This window comes from Pontibacter sp. CAU 1760, from assembly GCF_054482735.1.
Map to the genome: position 1 here is coordinate 344,735 of NZ_JBTLRL010000001.1, position 24,008 is coordinate 368,742.

The 24,008-nt window shown below is 48.6% G+C and carries 21 protein-coding genes and 4 tRNA genes; 21 read left to right on the top strand and 4 right to left on the bottom strand.

Annotated features, from left to right (window positions below; all coding sequences use genetic code 11):
* Positions 1–5 precede the first annotated feature (5 nt).
* Together gmk and nadD are read left to right on the top strand one after the other, a co-directional pair.
* Positions 6–590, top strand: a complete 585-nt coding sequence (gene gmk / locus ACXYMU_RS01455) for a guanylate kinase (protein ID WP_458984566.1) — start codon at positions 6–8, stop codon at positions 588–590.
* Entirely contained in the window at positions 587–1,159 is a 573-nt protein-coding gene (gene nadD / locus ACXYMU_RS01460) for a nicotinate (nicotinamide) nucleotide adenylyltransferase (protein WP_458984567.1), read from the top strand. The genes gmk and nadD overlap by 4 nt, the downstream gene beginning before the upstream one ends.
* An 18-nt stretch (positions 1,160–1,177) precedes the next feature.
* On the opposite strand, the gene ACXYMU_RS01465 is transcribed toward nadD, so the two are convergent.
* The 4 genes from ACXYMU_RS01465 to ACXYMU_RS01480 form a co-directional block, all read right to left on the bottom strand.
* Positions 1,178–2,065 carry a hypothetical protein gene (locus tag ACXYMU_RS01465; RefSeq protein WP_458984568.1) on the bottom strand — a complete coding sequence of 296 codons (888 nt, stop codon included), beginning with the start codon at positions 2,063–2,065 and terminating at the stop codon, positions 1,178–1,180.
* Positions 2,066–2,168: 103 nt separating this feature from the next.
* Positions 2,169–2,732, bottom strand: a complete 564-nt coding sequence (gene frr / locus ACXYMU_RS01470; protein WP_458984569.1) for a ribosome recycling factor — start codon at positions 2,730–2,732, stop codon at positions 2,169–2,171.
* A 51-nt stretch (positions 2,733–2,783) separates the two neighbouring features.
* Positions 2,784–3,560: a UMP kinase gene (gene pyrH, locus ACXYMU_RS01475; protein ID WP_458984570.1), complete on the bottom strand. Its 777-nt coding sequence runs from the start codon at positions 3,558–3,560 to the stop codon at positions 2,784–2,786.
* 75 nt (positions 3,561–3,635) lie between these two features.
* Complete coding sequence (locus ACXYMU_RS01480; RefSeq protein WP_458984571.1) at positions 3,636–4,133, bottom strand: acyl-CoA carboxylase biotin carboxyl carrier protein subunit; 498 nt, start codon at positions 4,131–4,133, stop codon at positions 3,636–3,638.
* 86 nt (positions 4,134–4,219) lie between these two features.
* Here ACXYMU_RS01480 and ACXYMU_RS01485 point away from each other — a divergent pair, with 86 nt between their 5' ends.
* The 19 genes from ACXYMU_RS01485 (at position 4,220) to rpsJ (ending at position 23,907) form a co-directional block, all read left to right on the top strand.
* A complete protein-coding gene (locus ACXYMU_RS01485; protein ID WP_458984572.1) occupies positions 4,220–6,766 on the top strand; it encodes a M1 family aminopeptidase in 2,547 nt (848 codons plus the stop codon).
* Between the two features lie 150 nt (positions 6,767–6,916).
* A tRNA-Tyr gene (locus ACXYMU_RS01490) sits at positions 6,917–6,999 on the top strand.
* A gap of 90 nt (positions 7,000–7,089) precedes the next feature.
* A tRNA-Gly gene (locus ACXYMU_RS01495) sits at positions 7,090–7,162 on the top strand.
* Between the two features lie 118 nt (positions 7,163–7,280).
* Positions 7,281–7,352, top strand: a tRNA-Thr gene (locus ACXYMU_RS01500).
* A gap of 72 nt (positions 7,353–7,424) precedes the next feature.
* Positions 7,425–8,612 (top strand): elongation factor Tu, encoded by a 1,188-nt coding sequence (tuf, locus tag ACXYMU_RS01505; RefSeq protein ID WP_458984573.1) that lies wholly within the window; start codon positions 7,425–7,427, stop codon positions 8,610–8,612.
* A gap of 111 nt (positions 8,613–8,723) precedes the next feature.
* Positions 8,724–8,796, top strand: a tRNA-Trp gene (locus tag ACXYMU_RS01510).
* 30 nt (positions 8,797–8,826) lie between these two features.
* Entirely contained in the window at positions 8,827–9,018 is a 192-nt protein-coding gene (gene secE / locus ACXYMU_RS01515) for a preprotein translocase subunit SecE (RefSeq protein ID WP_458984574.1), read from the top strand.
* Positions 9,019–9,027: 9 nt separating this feature from the next.
* Positions 9,028–9,585, top strand: coding sequence for a transcription termination/antitermination protein NusG (nusG, locus tag ACXYMU_RS01520; RefSeq protein WP_458984575.1), 558 nt, complete (start codon positions 9,028–9,030; stop codon positions 9,583–9,585).
* 12 nt (positions 9,586–9,597) lie between these two features.
* The gene (gene rplK, locus ACXYMU_RS01525) at positions 9,598–10,041 is read left to right on the top strand and encodes a 50S ribosomal protein L11 (RefSeq protein WP_458984576.1); all 444 of its coding nucleotides are present in this window, start codon (positions 9,598–9,600) and stop codon (positions 10,039–10,041) included.
* A gap of 15 nt (positions 10,042–10,056) precedes the next feature.
* Positions 10,057–10,749, top strand: a complete 693-nt coding sequence (gene rplA / locus ACXYMU_RS01530) for a 50S ribosomal protein L1 (protein ID WP_458984577.1) — start codon at positions 10,057–10,059, stop codon at positions 10,747–10,749.
* A 4-nt stretch (positions 10,750–10,753) separates the two neighbouring features.
* Entirely contained in the window at positions 10,754–11,278 is a 525-nt protein-coding gene (gene rplJ, locus ACXYMU_RS01535; protein WP_458984578.1) for a 50S ribosomal protein L10, read from the top strand.
* 43 nt (positions 11,279–11,321) lie between these two features.
* Positions 11,322–11,702: a 50S ribosomal protein L7/L12 gene (rplL, locus tag ACXYMU_RS01540; RefSeq protein WP_458984579.1), complete on the top strand. Its 381-nt coding sequence runs from the start codon at positions 11,322–11,324 to the stop codon at positions 11,700–11,702.
* A gap of 159 nt (positions 11,703–11,861) precedes the next feature.
* Complete coding sequence (rpoB, locus tag ACXYMU_RS01545) at positions 11,862–15,734, top strand: DNA-directed RNA polymerase subunit beta (protein ID WP_458984580.1); 3,873 nt, start codon at positions 11,862–11,864, stop codon at positions 15,732–15,734.
* A 108-nt stretch (positions 15,735–15,842) separates the two neighbouring features.
* Positions 15,843–20,156: a DNA-directed RNA polymerase subunit beta' gene (gene rpoC / locus ACXYMU_RS01550; protein WP_458984581.1), complete on the top strand. Its 4,314-nt coding sequence runs from the start codon at positions 15,843–15,845 to the stop codon at positions 20,154–20,156.
* 7 nt (positions 20,157–20,163) lie between these two features.
* Complete coding sequence (locus tag ACXYMU_RS01555; RefSeq protein ID WP_458984582.1) at positions 20,164–20,481, top strand: DUF3467 domain-containing protein; 318 nt, start codon at positions 20,164–20,166, stop codon at positions 20,479–20,481.
* A gap of 105 nt (positions 20,482–20,586) precedes the next feature.
* Entirely contained in the window at positions 20,587–20,997 is a 411-nt protein-coding gene (gene rpsL, locus ACXYMU_RS01560; protein ID WP_458984583.1) for a 30S ribosomal protein S12, read from the top strand.
* 19 nt (positions 20,998–21,016) lie between these two features.
* On the top strand, positions 21,017–21,484 hold the full coding sequence (gene rpsG, locus ACXYMU_RS01565; RefSeq protein WP_458984584.1) for a 30S ribosomal protein S7: 468 nt from the start codon (positions 21,017–21,019) through the stop codon (positions 21,482–21,484).
* A 2-nt stretch (positions 21,485–21,486) separates the two neighbouring features.
* A complete protein-coding gene (fusA, locus tag ACXYMU_RS01570) occupies positions 21,487–23,592 on the top strand; it encodes an elongation factor G (protein ID WP_458984585.1) in 2,106 nt (701 codons plus the stop codon).
* A gap of 9 nt (positions 23,593–23,601) precedes the next feature.
* Positions 23,602–23,907 (top strand): 30S ribosomal protein S10, encoded by a 306-nt coding sequence (gene rpsJ, locus ACXYMU_RS01575; RefSeq protein WP_007654312.1) that lies wholly within the window; start codon positions 23,602–23,604, stop codon positions 23,905–23,907.
* Positions 23,908–24,008 lie beyond the last annotated feature (101 nt).

Below are 24,008 nucleotides of genomic sequence, written 5' to 3' on the forward strand. Positions count from 1 at the left end.
CCCTAATGCAAGGTAAGATTATCATCTTTTCGGCCCCATCCGGCGCCGGCAAAACTACTATTGTAAAGCACCTGCTCAACGTAAACCCACACCTGAGCTTCTCTATTTCTGCCTGTACTCGCGACAAGCGCGGCCGCTCTGAGGAGAACGGCAAGGACTACTACTTCATCACGCCTGATGAATTTAAGGATAGAATCAAGGCAGACGAATTCGTGGAGTGGGAAGAGGTGTATGAGGGCGCCTTTTACGGCACCCTGAAGTCTGAGATCGAGCGCATCTGGAAAAGCGGCAAGCACGTGATTTTGGATGTGGACGTAAAAGGGGGCCTGAGCATCAAGAACTTTTACAAAGAACGCGCCCTGGCCGTGTTTGTAAAGCCCCCTTCTGTAGAGGAATTAGCCAATCGGCTGACTGCCCGCAACACCGACTCTGCCTCTAGCATCAGCAGCCGCGTATTCAAGGCCAAATTCGAGATGAGCTTCGAAGACCAGTTCGACACAGTGATCGTGAACGATGACCTGAACAGGGCCTTTGCCGAAGCCGAAAAAATTGTAAACAATTTCCTGAAGTCTGAACCAGCCATCGTATGAAGGTAGGCCTGTTGTTTGGCTCTTTTAACCCCATACACATCGGCCACCTGATTCTAGCCAACTTCATGGCCACCAATACCGACCTGGACACGGTATGGCTGGTAGTGTCGCCGCAGAACCCGTTTAAGCCCAGTAACACGCTGTTGCATGAGTTCGATCGGTTGCACATGGTGTCTTTGGCCATTGCGGATAACCCGAACCTGGGTGTGTCAAACATCGAGTTCAGTATGCCCAAGCCGAGTTATACCATCGACACGCTAACCTATCTGCAGGAAAAGTACCCGAGCTACGAGTTTGTGCTGATCATGGGGGAGGACAACCTGCCGTTGTTCCCTAAATGGAAGAACTCCGAACGTATACTGGAGTATCACAAGGTGTATGTATACCCGCGCTCTGGCTCTGTTACCACAGAGCTGCCGGATATGCCCCAGGTAACCTTCGTGAAAGCGCCCATACTGGATATTTCAGCGACATTCATCCGGAAATGCATCAAAGAGGAAAAGAGCATCAAGTACCTGGTTCCTGATGCTGTGGCGGATTACATGCGGGTGCATAAGCTGTATGTGTAGAAAAAGGAGCACTGGGCTCTAACGCTTCCGCTCCTTATGCTCTCCTACATACTGCGTGGCCCTAGCCGGAAACAGCTTATCGATGGCCTTTGACAGACGCTTGTGGGTCGTTTTGACACGCAGGATAAGGGGCAGTTGCCCGTAATCAAATTCCTGCAGGCGCGCCACATCCTGTTCTACCGTATAGGCCTTTAAAAACGACTCCATGTAGAATTGCGTGATGCGCTCGTTCCATTGGCCTTTATTGCCCCAGTAGTGCCCAATCGTAGCATTAGCGGCTTCCATAGGGTATGTCTCAGTCAGGGCGATAGACAGGGCGAACTGCTCAATCATTCTGGTTGTGTCTTGCGCGCGCATGGTGTCGCATAACTGTATGGCCAGTTCAATGGTTTGTTGGTTTCGGGCCGCAGGCAAACCCAATACGCCTGAGTTCCACATCGTGTGCCCGGCATTGATCGTAATGTCTCCGACCTTCAGGCCATTTACTTTAGACCACATTCTGCGCTCTGTCTTGCTTTTCAACTGTGAGAGCAATCCTTCGGCCACATGCATCAGTGCTTTTCCCTGTTGCAGCGGTGCCGTCAAGTGTGCGAGGTCTGTGTAAAGGAACGTATCAGAGTCCAGGAAAAGCATCGGCATGTCCGGGTGCCGTCGCACCAGGTCTTCCATCGCTTTAAGCTTCAGCCGCCAGAAAAAGTCGTAAGGCCCCTTCCAGTCTTTCATCATCTCCTCAGAAATAGGCACTACCTGCACATAGTCGAGGTAACGGCTGTAATACTGCGGGCGGTCTGTGTAGACATAGATCCTGTTGATACCTGACTTGTCCTTTAACAAGGAAAGGATTGCGAAATTGGCCTGGTAGTGGTTCTGGATATTGTCGCCGAATGTGAGAAATAAGACGTTCATACAGCTAGTTCTGAGGTAATCGGTTAAATGATGGAGAAAATAGAAAAGCCCCTTTACATATTTAAAGGGGCTTTTCTATGAGGTGTTTCTGTAGGTGTTATAGTTACACTGTCATGATCTCTGCTTCTTTTTTCGAAAGCAGTTCATCTATTTTTACGATGTAGCCGTCCGTAAGCTTTTGCACCTTGGCCTCTGCATCGCGTACGGCATCCTCTGAAGTGCCTTCTTTTTGCAGTTTCTTCAGGGTGTCGTTCACGTCTTTGCGGATGTTGCGGATGCTGATCTTCCCGTTCTCTGTCTCAGTCTTTACCTGCTTCACCAGGTCGCGGCGACGCTCCTCGGTAAGGGCCGGGATATTCAGGCGGATCGCATCAGCCTCCTGCTGCGGGTTCAGTCCGAGGTCGCTGTTCTTGATGGCCTTGTTGATCTCGCCGAGCATGTTTTTCTCCCAAGGCTTGATCAGCAGGGTGCGCGCATCAGGGGTGGCCACGTTGGCAACCTGCGAGAGAGGTGTTGGCGCGCCGTAGTAATCTACCTTCAAATGCTCTACCATAGCAGGAGAAGCCTTGCCGGCACGTATCTTCGTAAGCTCCATGCCTGTGTGCTGCACGGCCTTTTCCATCGACTCCTCTGCTTCGCTGAGGTAAAACTGAATTTCTTCCGTCATATCTAATTAGCTTATTGTAGTTCTGAAATAAACAGGGCAAAAATAATAAAATTATTTTTCCTCAGGACGCGGGTTCTCCTGCAATTGCTCGATTGAGGCCTTCAATTCCTCCACCACTTCGTCCATGCTTACCAGCGTGCCGATTTCCTCGCCGTTTACCAGGCGCTCCAGGTTGCCGGCTTTGTTCATGTCAAACACGATGATAGGCAGGCCGTTTTCCTTGCAAAGCGTAAAGGCGGTCATGTCCATCACGTTCAGGCCCTTCTCAAACACTTCCTTGAAAGAGATATTACGGTAGAACACTGCATTGGGGTCTTTCTCCGGGTCTGCAGAGTAAATGCCATCCACGCGGGTGCCTTTCAGCACCACGTCCGCCTCAATCTCGATGGCACGCAGCGAAGCCGCTGAATCCGTGGTGAAGTAGGGGTTGCCTGTTCCGGCCCCGAAGATCACCACACGCCCTTTCTCGAGGTGGCGTACGGCACGTCGGCGGATGTATGGCTCGCATACCTGCTGAATGTTGATGCCGGAGAGCAGGCGGGTGTAAACCCCCAGTTTCTCAAGCGCACTCTGCAGCGCCATGCTGTTGATAACGGTAGCCAGCATACCCATGTAATCTCCCTGCACGCGGTCGAGCCCTACGCGCTCAGCCTGCACCCCCCTGAAAATATTGCCTCCGCCGATCACCACAGCCACTTCCACACCAAGCGCGGAAACATCCTTGATCTCTTGTGCATACTGGATCAGTCTGTTAGAGTCGATTCCGTACTGTTGGTCGCCCATGAGCGCTTCTCCGCTGAGCTTTAGCAAAATTCGTTTATACTTCACGGTATATATCTGTATTGGTTATAAATCTTCGCTTACACAACAAAGCGACTACCGGGGCAGTCGCTTGTTGCGATGTTAAAACAGAATCAGCACTTGGTTTTTCTCCACATTCTGCTTTTCTTTTACTTTGATTTCCTTCACAACGCCGTCGCCCGGGGACTTTAGGATGTTCTCCATCTTCATAGCCTCCAAAATCATGATCGGGTCGCCTTTTTTTACTTCCTGGCCGGGTTGTACCTTTATCTCCAGAATCAGCCCAGGCATCGGGGCTTTCACGTCGTTCACCTTATGGGCGTTGGCGTTGCTCATGCCCAGCTTGTCGAGCAGCAGGTCGAAGCGGTCTTTCACGCTCACAGTTTGCACCTTTCCGTTGATTTTAAAGGTAAAAGTTTTCTCTTCGTAGTTCGCGGTAACTAATTCTGCCGTATACGAGCGAGCGTCCTTTATGATGTGATAGGTGTTGTGGCCGATAGGGGAGATGTCCCAATCGAAGGGAGCGTCGTTCAACAACATTGTCCCTTTCTGAATATCAACCTGCCATGTTTTGCCGTTAGCGGTTTTTACCTGGAGCATCTTCGTTCGAGTGGTTTTGACCTTAAAGTTAATTGATTTCTTAAAGTAAATTTAGAACTTCACCTCAAAATTAAAACAATCTACTTATGAATCATAGGTTTTTGAGCATTGTAAGCCTTTCTGCTGTAATGGCCCTGACTGGCGGGTGCAATGCCAACAAAGCTGTTACGGATAAAAAGCCCAGGGCAGTAGCCACCGCTAAACCAGCCCCTGCGCCTACAGCAGCGGTGCCTGAGTGGGCTCCTAAGAAGTACAGCTTTAATCCTTCCCGCACTAAAAAGCATGACCTGATCCATACCGCGCTGCGGGTGCGCTTCGATTGGCAAAAGCAGTACCTGAACGGCACGGCGGAGTTAAAACTGAAGCCATACTTTTACCCCCAGGATACTTTGGAACTGGACGCGAAAGGGATGGATATCCACAGTGTGAGCCTGATGAAGGGGTATGACGGCACCCCACTCAAGTATAGCTACGATGGCGAGAAACTGGCCATTGCCTTGAACAAGACTTATACCCGCAACGAGGAGTATGTGGTCGAGATCAGCTATACCGCTAAGCCCAATGAACTCGCGGCAGGCGGAAGCGATGCCATCTCCTCGGACAAAGGGCTTTATTTTATAAATCCGCTGAAGGATAACACCGAGAAGCCGACGCAGATCTGGACCCAGGGCGAAACGCAGGCGAACTCAGCCTGGTTTCCCACCATTGACTCGCCAAACGAGCGCATGACGCAGGATGTATACATCACCGTGGACCCGGCTTATACCACGCTATCCAACGGGGTGTTCATGTATTCGCGCCAAAACGCCGACGGTACCAAAACAGATTACTGGAAGCAGGAACTGCCCCATGCGCCTTACTTGGCCATGATGGCGATCGGTGAGTTTGCCGTAGTGAAAGACACGTGGCGTGACCGGGAGGTGAACTACTATGTGGAGCCAGCCTACAAAGGCACCGCCAAAAAGATATTCGGCCATACCCCCGAAATGATGGAGTTCTTTTCCCAAAAGCTGGGCGTAGCATACCCATGGCCTAAATACGCGCAGGTAGTCGTGCGCGATTTCGTGTCGGGGGCTATGGAGAATACTTCTGCCTCGGTATTCATGGAGGGCCTGCAGCTGAATGAGCGCGAGTTGCTGGATAAAGACTGGGACGGGATTATCGCGCATGAGCTGTTCCACCAGTGGTTTGGCGATTACGTGACCACTGAATCGTGGGCTAACCTGCCGCTAAACGAGTCTTTCGCCAATTATTCAGAATACCTGTGGGCAGAGCACAAGTTTGGAGCAGATGAGGCCGCTTACCTGCAGCTAGATGAGCTGGGGCAGTATCTGGATGAGGCGCAGACCAAGCGGGAGCCCCTGATCCGGTATTACTACAACAGCCGCGAAGATATGTTCGACAGTCACTCCTATGCCAAAGGCGGGCGGGTGTTGCATATGCTCCGGCAGCTTGTAGGCGACGATGCATGGTGGGCTTCTCTGAACTTATACCTTACCCGCAACAAGTTCTCGGATGTGGAAGTGGCAGAGCTGCGGATGGCCTTTGAGGATGTGACAGGGATGGACCTAATGTGGTTCTTCGACCAATGGTTCATGAAGCCCGGGCACCCAGAACTGAAAGTGACTCATACCTACCAAAACGGAAAGCTGGCACTGCAAGTCGCCCAGGTGCAGGATACCGCCTATATGCCGGTTTACAGGCTTCCGCTGGAAGTTGCAGTTTGGGAAGGCGGAAAAAAAACAACCCATAAGATCACCGTTAGCAAAGCAGCGCAGACATTTACCTTTGATGTGCCCACGGCACCACAACTGGTTTTGTTCGATGCCGGCCAACAACTGCTGGCGGAAGTAGATCATCAGAAATCAGAGCAGGAATTATTGTACCAGTTCGCCCATGCCAACCAGTTCGGCCCCAAAATAGAGGCGTTGTCAGCGCTGGAGGATAAAGTAAACGAACCTGCTGTGCAGCAGATGTATAAAACGGCACTTCAGGACAAGTACTGGCGCGTAAGAGATGCCGCCGTCACTCACCTGGCAGGGCTAGACAAAAAAGATGCGGCTGGAGTGGAGCCGCTGATCCTGCAGGCGGCGACGCAGGACAAACGCGGAGCCGTTCGCGCAGACGCCATCCTTGCGCTGGCAAACTGGGGAGGGGAGAAGTATACCTCCCTGTTCGGGAAGGCGATGCAGGACAGCTCATACCAGGTGTCAGCAGCGGCTATATTAGCCTATGCGGGTACCGGTGCTCCGGATGTGAAGCAGAAGCTCGCTCAATTTGAAAAAGAGAAGAATGAGGAAGTCGTGTTGGCTCTGGCAACCTATTATGCCGTGCAGGGCGGGGCAGAGAAGTACGATTGGTTTATGCGCCAGCTAAAGGCCACCAATGGCGGGCAATTGTACTACCTGCTGCAGAGTTTCGGGGCCTACCTGGCCAGCAATGCCGAGACAAACACGCCGGAGGTAATTGCCTATCTGGCTAATCTGGCAAAAAGCAACAGCCTTTATTACGTGCGGGCGGCTGCCTATCAGGCGTTGATGGTGATGTCGGAAAAGCCAGAAGTGCAGGCATTGCTGAAGGAAATACGTGATACTGAGAAAGATGAGCGCCTCCTGCAACTGTATGGGGTGTAAACGAGGAAAAATAATTCACATTTTTTTTCCGGATTGTTTGACTGGAAAGAAAAAGGGCTTAATTTTGCATCTCCTTAGAACAAGCAAGGGCTCGTAAACGGGTTCATCTAAGGAAATAGTTTTGCTGATTTTATTGAGATTAGTGAAATCGGGGAGATTCCAGAGCGGCCAAATGGAACGGACTGTAACTCCGTTAGTGTAAACTTTCGCAGGTTCGAATCCTGCTCTCCCCACTGATTAATTTTGAATGCTTGAATAACAGAGTGACTGAATGGTGATTTTGTTTTTTTATTCACGCATTCAATTATTCAAAATTAAAGTAAGCGGGAGTAGCTCAGTTGGTAGAGCGATAGCCTTCCAAGCTATAGGCCGCGAGTTCGACCCTCGTCTCCCGCTCATTTAAGTTAGAATAGTGCAGCTTACTACTTTACGGATTAACTGGAGAAGGAAATTCATGCAGATGAGCTTCCTTTTTACTGTAAATAGGGTTGTAATATCCTAGATGAACTTAGAAGCCGACGTAGCTCAGGGGTAGAGTGCTTCCTTGGTAAGGAAGAGGTCGTGGGTTCAATTCCCATCGTTGGCTCAAAGTCCGTTACGTGTAATTAAAAAGCGCGACATAAACTTAAACGTTTTAACCTTAATTTAATATCATACAATGGCTAAAGAAACATTTGACCGTTCCAAACCGCACGTAAATATCGGTACTATTGGTCACGTTGACCACGGCAAAACTACTTTGACAGCTGCTATCACAACTGTGTTGGCAAATAAAGGTCTTGCTAAACTTCGTGACTTCTCTTCAATTGACAACGCTCCTGAAGAAAAAGAAAGAGGTATTACTATCAATACATCACACGTAGAGTACGCTACAGAAAACCGTCACTATGCGCACGTTGACTGCCCAGGTCACGCTGACTACGTGAAGAACATGGTTACTGGTGCTGCCCAGATGGACGGCGCTATCCTTGTGGTTGCTGCTACTGATGGTCCAATGCCACAGACACGCGAGCATATCCTTCTTGCCCGTCAGGTAGGTGTTCCTCAGTTGGTAGTTTTCATGAACAAAGTTGACATGGTGGACGATCCGGAGCTTCTTGAGCTTGTTGAGATGGAAATCCGTGAGTTGCTTTCTTTCTATGATTTCGACGGCGATAACATTCCAGTAATTCAGGGTTCTGCTCTTGGTGGCCTTAACGGCGACGAGAAGTGGGTGAAGACCATCGAAGAACTGATGGCTGCAGTAGATAGCTACATTCCAATCCCGGCTCGTTTAACTGACCTTCCATTCTTGATGCCAGTAGAGGACGTGTTCTCTATCACTGGTCGTGGTACTGTTGCAACAGGCCGTATCGAGCGTGGTGTAATCAACTCTGGTGAGCAGGTTGACATCCTGGGTATGGGTGCTGAGAACTTGAAGTCAGTAGTTACTGGAGTTGAGATGTTCCGTAAGATCCTTGACAGAGGTGAAGCTGGTGACAACGTAGGTCTTTTGCTTCGTGGTATAGAGAAAACTGATATCCGTCGTGGTATGGTTATCTGTAAGCCAGGTTCTGTAAAGCCTCACCAGGAGTTCAAAGCTGAGGTTTACGTTCTTTCTAAAGAAGAAGGTGGCCGTCACACGCCATTCTTCAACAAGTACCGTCCACAGTTCTACCTGAGAACGACAGACGTTACAGGAGAGATCGTTCTTCCTGAAGGCGTAGAAATGGTAATGCCAGGTGACAACATCACAATCACTGTGAAGTTGATCAACAAGGTTGCTATGGAAAAAGGTCTGCGTTTTGCGATCCGTGAGGGTGGTAGAACAGTAGGTGCCGGTCAGGTAACTGAAATCCTAGACTAATTATACTTGATTCAAACCCGTTCTTAGAAAGTTTTTTAAGAACGGGTTTGTTTTCATGAATAAAATAGATAAATTTGCACTCCATTTGGAAAAAGTGGCGTGCATTTTTTTACGGGTGTAGCTCAATTGGTAGAGTAGTGGTCTCCAAAACCATTGGCTGGGAGTTCGAGTCTCTCCACCCGTGCAATTTTTTCACCCTCAGTAAAGCGAAGCGATGAGCAAAGTAACAACCTATATCAACGATACAGTAGAGGAGATGAGAGACAGAGTCTCTTGGCCGACTTATGCTGAATTGCAAAACAGTTCTGTGCTTGTCTTGATAGGTTCATTGATATTTGCTCTTGTGGTTGGTGCTATGGATTTTGTTTTTGATTCAGGGCTGACATGGTTTTACAACCAATTTTAAATTAGGGATATGGCTGATTTAAAATGGTATGTGGTTCGCGCAGTAAGCGGACAGGAGAAAAAAGCGAAAGCTTACCTGGAAAATGAGATCATGCGCCAGGGCCTTGATGAGTATGTGCCGCAGGTGCTGATCCCGGCTGAGAAAGTATACGAAATGCGGGGCGGTAAAAAGCGTATCCGCGAGCGTAGCTTCTTTCCAGGATACGTGCTGGTACACGCAGACTTATCTCATGGTGAGGCTGAGCACATTATCATCAGCACGCCAGGGGTTATTGGCTTCCTGGGAGCCAATGATGGATCTGCCACCAAAAAAGCTGTTCCATTGCGCCAGTCAGAAGTAAACAGGATTCTGGGTACCGTTGACGAAGCAGAAGAGCAGGCAGAAGTGCTGGATACACCATTTGTGGTAGGAGAGACAATCAAAGTAATGGATGGTCCGTTCAGTGGTTTCTCCGGAACAGTGGAAGAAATATTCGAAGAGCGTAAGAAACTGAATGTGATGGTGAAGATCTTTGGCCGAAATACGCCGGTAGAACTGAACTATATGCAGGTAGAGAAAGAATCGTAGTAAAATAATATAATGGCAAAGGAAATAAAAGGTTACCTGAAATTACAGGTAAAGGGAGGTGCCGCGAACCCATCGCCACCGATTGGACCTGCACTTGGTTCTAAGGGTCTTAACATCATGGAGTTCTGTAAGCAGTTCAATGCTAGAACACAGGATAAGCCTGGACAAGTGTTACCAGTATTGATTACAATCTACGCAGATAAGTCTTTTGACTTCGTTATTAAGACGCCACCTGCTCCTGTATTGTTAATGGATGCTGCTAAGATCAAGGGCGGTTCAAAAGAGCCTAACAGAAACAAAGTAGGATCTGTAACATGGGATCAGATTAGAGAGATTGCAGAAACAAAGATGCCAGATTTAAATGCATTCAAAGTTGAAGCTGCTATGAAACAAGTAGCAGGAACAGCAAGAAGCATGGGTATCACGGTTTCTGGTAATGCTCCGTGGAACGAATAATTAGTTAAAGGACAAATGGCAAAGATTTCAAAGAAAAGGAAGGCTGCTTTAGAAAAAGCTGACCTGACAAAAGAGTATTCTTTAACAGATGCCGCTTCAGTTGTAAAGGACATTACGTTCACCAAATTTGATGCCTCTGTTGATATCGATGTGCGCTTAGGAGTTGACCCTCGTAAGGCTGACCAGATGGTGCGAGGAATCGTAACATTGCCGCACGGCACAGGCAAAGACGTGAAAGTTCTTGCCTTGGTTACACCGGACAAAGAGCAGGAAGCAAAGGATGCAGGTGCTGATTTCGTAGGTCTGGATGACTATATCCAGAAAATCGAGAAAGGCTGGACAGATGTAGACGTGATCATCACGATGCCAGCAGTAATGGCGAAGGTTGGTCGTTTGGGTAGAATTTTAGGTCCACGTAACCTGATGCCAAACCCAAAGTCTGGAACTGTAACGCAGGATGTAGCTAAAGCGGTAAAAGAAGTGAAAGCCGGTAAAATCGACTTTAAAGTTGACAAGTTCGGAATCATCCACACCAGCGTAGGCAAAGCTTCTTTCTCTGCAGATCAGTTGGCTGCGAATGCAGCTGAGGTAATTCAGACACTGAACCGTTTGAAGCCTTCTTCAGCTAAGGGCACATACATCAGAAGCATCACGATGTCAAGCACGATGAGCCCGGCCGTAATCGTTGACAAGAACGCAACAATCTAAGAAAATGACCAGGGAAGAAAAAGAGATAATCGTAAATGAACTGAGCGAGAAGTTCGCTAACACGAACTACTTCTACATCACCGATGCCTCTACCATGAGCGTAGCAAGCATTAACCAGTTCAGGAGAATGTGCTTTGACCGCGGTCTTGAGTACAAAGTATATAAGAACACACTGATCAAAAAGGCTCTGGACACACTAGAGGCTGATACGACTGCACTTGAAGGTGTTTTGAAAGGCGCTTCCGGTATCCTGTTCTCTGCGGAGTCAGGCAATGCCCCTGCAAAACTCATCAAAGATTTCAGAAAGAAAGGCAGCCAACTGCCACTTCTGAAAGGTGCATTCATCGATGCAGGTTTATACATAGGCGAAGACCAGTTAGAAGCACTTTCTAACGTTAAGTCTAAGAATGAGCTCATCGCTGATGTTATCGCCTTGCTTCAGTCTCCTGCGAAGAACGTTGTTTCTGCGCTTCAGAGCAGCGGTGGTAAGTTAGCCGGTATCCTGAAAACATTATCGGAAAAAGAATAATTTTTAAAACGTAATCAATAAGTAACTTTTAATTTCAATAAAAATGGCAGATTTGAAAGCATTCGCTGAGCAGTTAGTAAACTTAACTGTTAAGGAAGTTAGTGAACTAGCTACTATTCTGAAGGACGAGTACGGTATCGAGCCAGCTGCTGCTGCTCCAGTTATGATGGCTGGTGGTGCAGGTGCTGAGGGTGGAGCTGCTGCAGAAGAAAAAACTTCTTTTGACGTAGTCCTGAAGTCAGCAGGTGCTCAGAAACTAGCGGTAGTTAAGCTGGTTAAAGAGTTGACTGGTCTTGGTCTGAAAGAGGCTAAAGAATTAGTTGATGGCGCTCCTAAAGCACTGAAAGAAGGTGTTGACAAGAACGAGGCTGAATCACTGAAGAAATCTTTGGAAGAAGCTGGTGCTGAAGTGGAGGTTAAATAATCCCACTATATCAACATACCGATAACAGGTAGACCTGGCAGTTTAGTCAGGTCTTTTCCTGTTTGTATATGGATTCAAGTTTTCTTGGATCCTTTTTTTGCCCACAGTTGTTTTGGACTCTGTGTGTTTATAATGATCATTAACTAAAATTCCAAGGCTTTGGCTAACAATAGAACGACAGAGCGAATTAACTTCGCCTCTATTAATCCGGTCATTGACTATCCTGACTTCTTAGATGTTCAGCTTCAGTCATTCCAGGACTTCTTTCAGTTGGAGACCCCGGCGGAGAATAGAGCCCAGGAAGGTTTGTTCAAGGTATTTGCCGAGAACTTCCCCATATCAGATTCAAGAGAAAACTTCGTGTTGGAGTTTATCGACTATCATATAGATCCTCCCAAGTATTCTGTAGATGAAAGCATCGACAGGGGCTTGACCTACTCAGTGCCTTTGAAAGCAAAGCTTCGCCTAATCTGCAACGATGAGGACAACGAGGACTTTGAGACAATCGAGCAGGAAGTGTTTTTGGGTAACATCCCATACATGACTGAAAAAGGCTCTTTTGTAATCAACGGCGCCGAGCGTGTAATTGTATCACAGCTACACAGATCTCCGGGGGTGTTCTTTGCACAAAGTAAGCATACTAACGGTACAAAGCTATATTCTGCCAGAATTATTCCTTTTAAAGGTTCTTGGGTTGAGTTTGCAACAGACGTGAACAACGTGATGTATGCTTACATCGACCGTAAGAAAAAGTTTCCTGTTACCACCCTGCTCCGTGCCATCGGTTACGGAACAGACAAAGATATACTTGACCTGTTTGGCCTTTCTGAGGAAGTGCCGGCAGATAAAGCAACCCTGAAGAAGTCTATCGGAAGAAAGCTTGCTGCACGCGTTCTCAGAACATGGACGGAAGACTTCGTAGATGAGGACACAGGGGAGGTAGTTTCCATCGACCGTAACGAGGTGATCCTGGAGCGTGACTCTGAAATCACCACGGAGGATATCGATGTGATTGTGGACTCCGGTGTGAAGTCAATCATCTTGCACCGTGAGAACGTAAACATCGCGGATTATGCGATTATCTACAACACCCTTCAGAAAGACAACTCTAACTCAGAGCAGGAAGCCGTAGAGCAAATCTACCGCCAGTTGCGAAACACTGAGGCACCAGACGTTGAAACAGCCCGTGATATCATCCAGAAGCTGTTCTTCTCTGACAAGCGTTATGACCTGGGAGAAGTTGGTCGTTACAGAATCAACAAGAAGCTTGGCCTAGACTCAAACTGGGAAGCGAAAGTACTGACCAACGAGGACATTGTCCTGATCGTGAAGTACCTGATTGGTTTGATCAACTCTAAGGCTGTTGTCGATGATATTGACCACTTGAGCAACCGCCGTGTAAGAACGGTAGGCGAGCAGCTATATGCTCAGTTCGGCGTTGGTCTGGCCCGTATGGCCCGTACCATCAAAGAGCGTATGAACGTGCGCGACAACGAAGATTTCAAGCCTGTTGACCTAATCAACGCGCGTACGCTGTCTTCTGTAATCAACTCGTTCTTCGGAACAAACCAGCTTTCTCAATTCATGGACCAGACCAACCCGCTGGCTGAAGTGACGCACAAGCGTCGTGTATCAGCACTGGGGCCAGGTGGTCTGTCAAGAGAGCGTGCCGGTTTTGAGGTACGTGACGTTCACTACACGCACTACGGACGACTTTGTACCATTGAAACGCCAGAGGGTCCGAACATCGGTCTGATCTCCTCGCTGTGTGTGCACGCTCGCGTAAACCACATGGGCTTTATCGAGACACCTTACAGAAAGGTGATCGGAGGTAAGGTAGTGATTGACGGTACTGTAGAGTACCTGACAGCAGAAGAGGAAGACACCCACCACATCGCACAGGCGAACGCCGTGATCGACGATGGCGGTAACTTTGTAAACCCAACAGTAAAAGGTCGTTTCGAAGGTGACTTCCCGGTTGAAGCACCAGAGACTTATACCTACATGGACGTTGCGCCGAACCAGATTGTATCGGTGGCAGCCTCTATGATTCCATTCCTGGAGCATGACGATGCGAACCGTGCCTTGATGGGCTCGAACATGCAGCGCCAGGCTGTGCCACTTTTGAAGCCACAGGCCCCGATTGTAGGTACAGGTTTGGAGAGAAGAGCAGCGATTGACTCACGTGCCCTGGTAATTGCAGAAGGCGACGGAGAAATCGACTTTGTTGACTCTACTAAAATTGTAGTGAAGTATGACTTGAGCGATGATGAGAAGCTAGTTTCTTTCGACGCCGAGTATGTTACCTACAAGCTAATCAAATTCAGAAGAACAAACCAAGATACCTGCATCAACCTTTCTCCGATTGTGAGAAAAGGCCAGCGCGTTACCAAAGGGGAGCCATTGTGCGAGGGCTATGCCACAAACGAAGGCGAACTGGCACTGGGACGTAACCTGCAGGTGGCCTTCATGCCTTGGCAAGGGTATAACTTCGAGGATGCGATCGTAATCTCTGAGAAAGTAGTGCGTGACGATGTGTTCACGTCTATCCACATCGAGGAGTTTGAGCTGGAAGTTCGTGAGACGAAGCGTGGCGAGGAGGAATTAACCTCTGAGATCCCGAACGTAAGCGAGGAGGCCGTTCGCAACCTGGACGAGAACGGTATCATCCGTATCGGTGCTGAAGTACGTGAGGGAGATATCCTGATCGGTAAGATCACGCCGAAAGGAGAAACTGACCCGACACCAGAGGAGAAACTGCTGCGTGCTATCTTCGGAGACAAGGCCGGTGATGTGAAGGATGCCTCGCTTAAGGCGCCGCCATCATTGAACGGTGTTGTGATTGAGACCAAGCTGTTCTCCCGTCCGAAAAAAGACAAGAACCTGCGTGCCAAGTCTAAGAAAGAGGTTGAAGAACTAAAGGTTAAATACAGCAAAGAACTGAACGTCATCAAAAATGTGATGGCCGACAAGTTGGTTGCTTTACTGGAAGGTAAGACCTCACAGGGCATCAAGCACAAGTTTGGAGATGATATTCTGACGAAGGGCTCTAAGTTCACGAGAAAGAACATCTCGGAGGCTTTATTCCCGGAGAAGAACCCATACAAAGACGAGAGCAACTACGCCGTTCCGGAAGAGGTGAACATGTTCAAGGACCTGATCTTGGAGAACTGGACCGCTGACGAGAAAACAAACGGAATGCTGGTGCAACTTGTCAAGAACTACAACAAGCGCCGTAACATCGTTTCTGCACACTTTAAGCGTGAGCGTTTCACGCTGGAGGTTGGAGACGAACTGCCGGCAGGTATCGTACAGTTAGCCAAGGTGTACATCGCGAAGAAGCGTAAGCTGAAAGTGGGTGACAAGATGGCGGGACGTCACGGTAACAAGGGTGTGGTAGCAAGAATCGTTCGTGAAGAGGACATGCCGTTCCTGGAAGACGGAACGCCAATGGACATCGTGCTTAACCCGCTTGGCGTACCTTCCCGAATGAACATCGGTCAGATATATGAGACAGTGCTTGGATGGGCAGGTCTGAAGTTGGGCAGAACGTATGCGACGCCAATCTTCGACGGTGCCACGGAAGAGCAGGTTTCTGCAGAGTTGGCCGAGGCCGGACTTCCTGTGTTCGGACGTTCATACCTGTTTGATGGATTGAGCGGCGATCGCTTCGACCAGCCGGTAACAGTAGGCGTGATTTACATGCTGAAACTGGGCCACTTGGTAGATGATAAGATGCACGCCCGTTCTATCGGACCATACTCTTTGATCACGCAGCAGCCATTGGGTGGTAAAGCCCAGTTTGGTGGTCAGCGTTTCGGTGAGATGGAGGTATGGGCACTAGAGGCCTTCGGTGCTTCTAACGTGCTGCAGGAAATACTTACAGTAAAATCAGATGACGTGATTGGCCGAGCGAAAGCATACGAGGCCATCGTAAAAGGCGACGTGTTGCCGAAGCCGAATATCCCGGAATCATTCAACGTATTGATTCACGAGCTAAGAGGACTGGCACTGGAAATCACGTTGGAGTAATAAAGTAAGAGCTAAGCGCGGAGGCAGAGATTGCCGAAGCGCTTAGCGCACTTTATACAGGTATAGCTGTAGGGCAAATTCATTGTATCGACATTATTATTTAATAATATGGCATTTGCAAAAAATAAAAAGCTTTCTCAGGACTTCTCAAAAGTAACGATCAGTCTGGCTTCCCCGGAGTCCATTCTGGAGCGTTCCAACGGAGAGGTGACAAAGCCTGAGACCATTAACTATAGAACTTACAAGCCTGAGATGGGTGGTTTATTCTGCGAAAGAATATTCGGGCCTGTAAAGGATTGGGAATGCCACTGCGGAAAATACAAGCGTATCAGATATAAGGGCATCATCTGCGACCGTTGCGGCGTAGAGGTGACCGAGAAAAAAGTGCGTCGTGAGCGCATGGGCCACATCGAACTGGTAGTTCCGGTGGCACACATCTGGTATTTCAAATCACTTCCGAACAAAATCGGATATCTGCTGGGCTTACCTACCAAGAAGCTTGACCAGATTATCTATTACGAAAGATATGCAGTAATCCAGCCGGGTATTTTGGCAGAAGACGGTGTGAACACACTGGACTTCCTGACAGAAGATGAGTACCTGGACATGGTAGACAAACTTCCGCGCGAGAACCAGCAGTTGGATAATAACGATCCAAACAAGTTCATCGCCAAGATGGGTGCCGAGGCACTGCAAATGCTGTTAGAGCGCACAAACCTTGATGACCTGTCATACGAGCTTCGCCACGCTGCGGCACACGAGACTTCTCAGCAGCGTAAAGCAGAGGCTTTGAAGCGCCTGCGCGTTGTGGAGGCTTTCCGTGACGCTACGACAAGAATCGAGAACAGACCAGAGTGGATGATCATCCGCATGGTGCCTGTTATCCCGCCAGAACTTCGCCCTCTTGTTCCATTGGACGGTGGCCGTTTCGCGACTTCTGACTTGAACGACCTTTACAGACGCGTTATTATCCGTAACAACCGTCTGAAGCGTCTGATCGAGATCAAAGCCCCAGAGGTAATCCTCCGCAACGAGAAGCGTATGCTGCAGGAAGCGGTAGACTCCCTGTTCGATAACTCACGTAAAGTGAACGCTGTTCGTGCAGAAGGTAACCGTGCGCTAAAGTCACTCTCAGACATGCTGAAAGGTAAGCAGGGACGTTTCCGTCAGAACTTGCTTGGTAAACGTGTGGACTACTCTGGCCGTTCGGTAATTGTGGTTGGTCCTGAGCTGAAGCTGCACGAGTGCGGTCTGCCTAAGAACATGGCAGCTGAGCTCTTCAAGCCGTTCATCATCCGCAAGCTGATCGAAAGAGGCATTGTGAAGACGGTGAAGTCTGCCAAAAAGATTGTAGACCGTAAGGATCCTGTTGTTTGGGATATTCTGGAGAACGTGCTGAAAGGCCACCCTGTGCTCCTTAACCGTGCTCCTACGCTCCACAGATTGGGTATTCAGGCGTTCCAGCCAAAGCTGATCGAAGGAAAGGCAATTCAGCTGCACCCATTGGTGTGTACGGCATTCAACGCCGACTTTGACGGTGACCAGATGGCGGTGCACGTTCCACTCGGACCTGCTGCTGTACTGGAAGCCTCTATGCTGATGCTAGCGTCGCACAACATCCTGAACCCTGCGAACGGTGCACCGATTGCGGTACCTTCTCAGGACATGGTACTTGGTTTATACTATGTATCCAAAGGAAAGCGCACGACAGAAAATGAACTGATCCCGGGTGAGGGTATGAGCTTCTACTCTGCGGAGGAAGTGATTATCGCCATCAACGAAGGCCGCTTGTCAAAGCAGGCTTATATCAAGGTAAGAACAAAAATCAGAGATGAGCAGGGTGAGCTGGTAACGAAATCAATCGAAACCGTGGCTGGCCGTGTAATCTTCAACCAGTTCGTACCGGAAGAAGTAGGGTACATCGATGAGCTGTTGACGAAGAAGAAGCTTCAGCAGATTATCTCCCGTGTATTTAAGGAAACAGGTATGGCGCGTACTGCGCAGTTCCTGGATGATATTAAGACACTTGGATTCCAGTCAGCCTACAAAGGTGGTCTGTCAATGGGTCTGGGTGATATCCAGATACCGAAAGAGAAGGACATTCTTGTAGCGCAAGCCAAGAAGGATGTTGACGCTGTATGGCAGAACTACTCGATGGGTCTGATCACAGACAACGAGCGTTACAACCAGGTAATTGATATCTGGACCCGTATCAACAACCAGATCACGGAAACGTTGATGCGCCGTCTGGAGAACGATGACCAGGGCTTTAACTCCATCTTCATGATGATGCACTCAGGAGCCCGTGGTTCTAGAGAGCAGATCCGTCAGCTGGGTGGTATGCGAGGTCTGATGGCCAAGCCTCAGAAGTCATTGCAGGGTTCTGTGGGTGAGATTATCGAAAACCCGATCCTTTCTAACTTTAAGGAAGGTCTGGATGTAATCGAGTACTTCATCTCTACACACGGTGCTCGTAAAGGTCTTGCCGATACAGCCCTTAAGACTGCGGATGCTGGTTACCTGACACGTCGTCTGGTAGACGTATCGCAGGACGTGATTGTGAACGAGGAAGACTGCGGTACGCTGCGTGGCCTGGAGGTGAGTGCACTGAAAGACAACGAAGATATCGTGGAGTCGCTTTCTGAGCGTATCCTGGGTCGCGTAACTGTGCATGATGTATACGATCCGCTCTCTAACGAACTGATCATTGAGTCAGGCGGCGAGATCACAGAAGAAGTAGCACGTGCCATTGAGGAAACTGCTATCGAAACTGTGGAGATCCGTTCGGTACTTACCTGTGAGTCTAAGCGCGGAATCTGCGCGAAGTGCTACGGCCGTAACCTGGCAACAGGCTTTATGGTGCAGAAAGGTGAGGCTGTTGGTGTTATCGCGGCACAGTCTATCGGTGAGCCGGGTACGCAGCTGACACTCCGTACATTCCACGTGGGTGGTACGGCATCTAACATCGCGGTAGATGCTACTATCCTCGCCAAGTTTGGCGGTAAGATCGAGTTTGAGGACGTTCGTTCACTGGATACAGTAAACAACGAAGGCGAGCCGGTTAAAGTGGTGATGGGTCGTTCGGGCGAGGTGAAAGTTGTAGATCCAAGCACAGGCAAATTACTCATCAGCAACCACGTTCCGTATGGCTCATTCCTGCACGTGAACGATGGCCAGACGATCGAGAAAGGCGCACAGATCTGTAATTGGGATCCGTACAACGCTGTTATCCTTTCCGAGTTTGACGGTGAGATCACGTACGAATCGATTATCGAGGGTATAACTTACCGCGAGGAGTCAGATGAGCAGACAGGTTACCGTGAGAAGGTGATTATCGATACAAAAGATAAAACCCAAAACCCTGCCATCGTGGTGAATCCGAAGAATGGCGAGTCGAAAGGCTACAACATACCGGTGGGAGCACACCTTACAGTAGAGAACGGGGAGAAAATCAAAGCCGGCCAGATCCTAGTGAAGATTCCTCGTGCAATTGGTAAGACGCGCGACATTACAGGTGGTCTGCCACGTGTGACGGAGCTATTCGAGGCGCGTAACCCATCGAACCCGGCAGTTGTGTCTGAGATTGACGGTGTGGTAACATACGGTAGCGTAAAGCGTGGTAACCGCGAAATCTTCATCGAGTCGAAGGACGGCGTGAAGAAGAAGTACATGGTGCCACTTTCGAAGCACATCCTGGTACAGGACAACGACTTCGTGCGCGCAGGTATGCCATTGTCTGATGGAGCCATTACACCAACCGATATCCTGAACATTCAGGGACCAGGTGCAGTGCAGGAGTACTTAGTGAATGAGATTCAGGAAGTATACCGTCTGCAGGGTGTGAAGATCAACGACAAGCACATTGAGGTGGTAGTTCGCCAGATGATGCAGAAAGTTGTGGTGGTGGATGCCGGCGATACAAGCTTCCTGGAAAACCAGGTAGTAGACAAGATCACCTTCATGGAGGAGAACGACCGCATCATCGACATGAAAGTTGTTGAAGAATCAGGTGACTCAGCCAACCTGAAGCCAGGTCAGATTGTAACAGCCAGAAGACTCCGCGACGAGAACTCGAGCCTGAAGCGCCGCGACCTGAAACTGGTAACCGTGCGTGACGCACAGCCATCAGTCTCTCGTCCAACGCTGCAGGGTATAACCCAGGCATCACTTGGTACGCAAAGCTTTATCTCAGCTGCATCCTTCCAGGAAACAACGAAGGTGTTGAGCGAAGCGGCTATCAAAGGTAAGGCGGATGAGTTGCTCGGTCTGAAAGAAAACGTGATTGTAGGACACCTGATCCCTGCCGGTACTGGTCTGAGAGACTACCAGAAACTGATCGTAGGAAGCCAGGATGAATATGATGCGTTGGTGGAGTCGAAGAAAGCGACAACCAAGAGACAGCAGGAACTGCAGAATAAATAATTGAGGCATGGCAGAAGATCAGCAACAGCAGAATCAGATTAACATCGAGCTATCGGAAGAAGTAGCGGAAGGCCAGTACGCCAACTTAGCAATGATTGCCCATTCCAGCAGCGAGTTTGTGATCGATTTTATCCGATTGATGCCAGGTCTGCCAAAAGCAAAAGTCAAATCAAGAGTTGTTATCACGCCGGAGCACGCCAAGCGATTATTGGCTGCTCTGGCCGATAACATCAAGAAATATGAGGACAGCTTCGGCGAGATCAAGCATGCCCAAGAGGCCCCTTCTTTCCCCATGAACTTTGGCGGAACGGTAGGGGAAGCCTAAGGTGCTAATAATTAGTCAATTAAAATTTTGAAATTGCAAGGGTAAATGTATACCTTTGCAGTCCAAATTTTCAAGTAGAAAAAATCTATAATTAACAGATTGTAAATGCCTACTATACAGCAATTAGTAAGAAAGGGAAGAGAGAAACTAACTTCGAAATCGAAGTCTCCAGCCCTAGATTCATGCCCACAGCGTCGTGGCGTATGTACAAGAGTATATACGACAACGCCTAAGAAGCCAAACTCTGCCATGCGTAAAGTGGCCAGGGTAAGATTAACGAACGGTAAAGAAGTTAACGCCTATATACCAGGTGAAGGCCACAACCTGCAGGAGCACTCGATTGTGCTCATCAGAGGTGGTAGAGTAAAAGACCTTCCGGGTGTGCGATATCATATCGTGCGTGGAGCGTTGGATACAGCTGGTGTAAGCGGCCGTCTTCAGTCACGTTCTAAGTACGGTGCCAAGCGTCCGAAACCAGGTCAGGTTGCAGCTCCTACAAAAGGTAAAAAACGATAATTCATAGAGTACAAATACAATGAGAAAAGCAAAGCCTAAAAGTAGAATTCTCCTTCCTGATCCAAAATACAAAGAGACCTTAGTAACACGTTTCGTTAACTACATGATGGAAGACGGAAAGAAAAGTGTTGCTTACGGAATCTTCTACGACGCTGTAGAAATAGTAGAGCAAAGAACAAAGGAAAACGGTCTTGAAACCTGGAAGAAGGCACTGAATAACATCATGCCAAGCGTAGAGGTTAAAAGCCGCCGTGTAGGAGGAGCTACATTCCAAGTGCCGACTGAGGTTCGTCCGGACCGCAGAGTATCTCTAGGTATCAAGTGGATGATATCTTACGCTCGCAAAAGAGGCGAGAAGACAATGAAAGACAGATTAGCAGGGGAGATTATTGCTGCTGCTAAAGGTGAAGGTGCTGCCGTGAAGAAGAAAGACGATACGCACAGAATGGCAGAAGCAAACAAAGCATTCTCACACTTTAGATTCTAATAATGGCAACTAGAGACTTAAAATACACAAGAAATATTGGTATTGCCGCGCACATCGATGCAGGTAAGACCACTACGACTGAGCGTATTCTATATTATGCTGGTGTAAGCCACAAAATTGGTGAGGTACATGATGGGGCAGCCACAATGGACTGGATGGAGCAGGAGCAGGAGCGTGGTATCACCATTACCTCTGCTGCCACTACAGTAAAATGGCCTTACCGAGGACAAGACTATCATATCAACATTATAGACACACCAGGTCACGTAGACTTTACAGTAGAGGTGAACAGATCACTTCGCGTATTGGACGGTCTGGTATTCCTTTTCAGTGCGGTTGATGGTGTAGAGCCACAGTCTGAGACTAACTGGCGCCTTGCTGACAACTACAAAGTTGCCCGTATCGGTTTCGTTAACAAGATGGACCGTTCTGGTGCTGACTTCCTTGCTGTTTGTAAGCAGGTGAAAGAAATGCTAGGAAGCAACGCGGTTGCCCTTCAATTGCCAATCGGTGGTGAAGACAACTTCCGCGGTGTGGTTGACCTGGTTAATAACCGTGGTATCATCTGGAACGAAGAGGATAAAGGAATGACCTTTACCGAAGTTCCGATTCCGGATGACATGGTAGAAGAAGCGGCTGAGTACAGAGAGAAACTACTGGAAGCAGTAGCCGAGTACGACGAGACGCTGATGGAGAAATACTTCGAAGATCCGGAGTCAATCTCTGAAGACGAGATTATCGCTGCCCTTCGTGCCGCAACTATTGATATGGCCATTGTGCCGATGCTGTGCGGTTCTTCTTTCAAGAACAAAGGCGTACAGACGATGCTTGACTACGTGATGGCATTGTGCCCGTCACCGATGGACAAAGAAAGCATCTCAGGTATCAACCCGGATACAGGTGAAGAGGTGAAGCGTAAGCCAAGTGAGACAGAGCCATTCGCTGGTCTTGCTTTCAAAATCGCTACTGACCCTTATGTAGGTCGCCTTTGCTTCGTACGTGCCTATTCAGGTGTGTTGGAGTCAGGTTCATACATCTTCAACACTCGTTCAGGTAACAAAGAGCGTATCTCCCGTATCTTCCAGATGCATGCTAACAAGCAGAACCAGATCGAAAGACTGGCTGCCGGTGACATCGCGGCGGTAGTAGGCTTCAAAGACATCAAGACAGGCGATACCCTGTGCGACCAAAGCGCAAAGATCGTTCTGGAGTCTATGGAGTTCCCAGAGCCGGTGATCGGATACGCGATCGAGCCTAAGACGCAGGCTGACTCAGATAAGATGGGTATGGCTATCGCAAAACTGGTTGAGGAAGATCCAACCCTGCAGGTAAACACTGACGAGGAGACTGGTCAGACAATCCTAAGAGGTATGGGTGAGCTTCACCTGGAGATCATCATCGACCGTATGAAGCGCGAGTTTAAGGTTGAATTGAACCAGGGTGCACCGCAGGTGGCTTACAAAGAAACTATCACGAAGACTGTTGAGCACCGTGAGGTATTCAAGAAGCAGTCTGGTGGTCGTGGTAAGTTTGCCGACATCGTGTTCAACATGGGACCACGTGAAGATGGCAAGCAAGGCCTCGAGTTCGAGAACGCGATTGTAGGTGGTGTGATTCCTCGTGAATTCATCCCGGCTATTCAGAAGGGCTTCGAAGAGGCAATGAAGAATGGTATCCTGGCAGGCTTCCCAGTAGACTCCATGAAAGTGCGTCTGTTCCACGGTTCATTCCACGACGTTGACTCGGATGCCCTGTCATTTGAATTGGCTGCGCGTCAAGGTTTCAAAGAAGCAGGTAAGCAATGTGCTCCGCGTCTTCTTGAGCCGATCATGGCGGTAGACGTAGTTACCCCTGATGAGTATACTGGTCCGGTAACAGGTGACTTGAACAGAAGAAGAGGTTTGATGAAGGGTATGGACACGAAAGGTACTTCCACCGTAGTGAAGGCTGACGTTCCGCTTTCCGAACTGTTCGGTTACGTAACAGACCTTCGTACTATCACTTCTGGTAGAGCTACAGCTTCTCTTACTTTCTCTCATTACGAGCAAGTACCGCAGAACTTAGCAGATGCCATCATTGCCAAAATAAAAGGAACTGCAGCTAAATAGTAGTATAAAATGAATCAGAAAATAAGAATAAAACTTAAGTCTTACGACCACAACCTGGTAGACAAGTCTTCTGAGAAGATTGTTAAGGCTGTAAAAGCCACAGGTGCAATTGTAAGCGGACCAATTCCTCTTCCAACTGAAAAGGACAAGTTCACTGTATTGCGTTCACCACACGTGAACAAGAAATCTCGCGAGCAGTTCCAGCTTTGCACTTACAAGCGTTTAGTAGATATCTATTCTACAAGTTCTAAAACAGTAGATGCACTGATGAAATTAGAATTGCCAAGTGGCGTTGATGTAGAGATCAAAGTTTGATAAACTACAAAGCCATACCAAAAAGGAGAACCGGGAAACTGGTTCTCCTTTTTTTTATAACTACATGATTTATAAATAATTTAAACCAAAGTTGTTGAAAC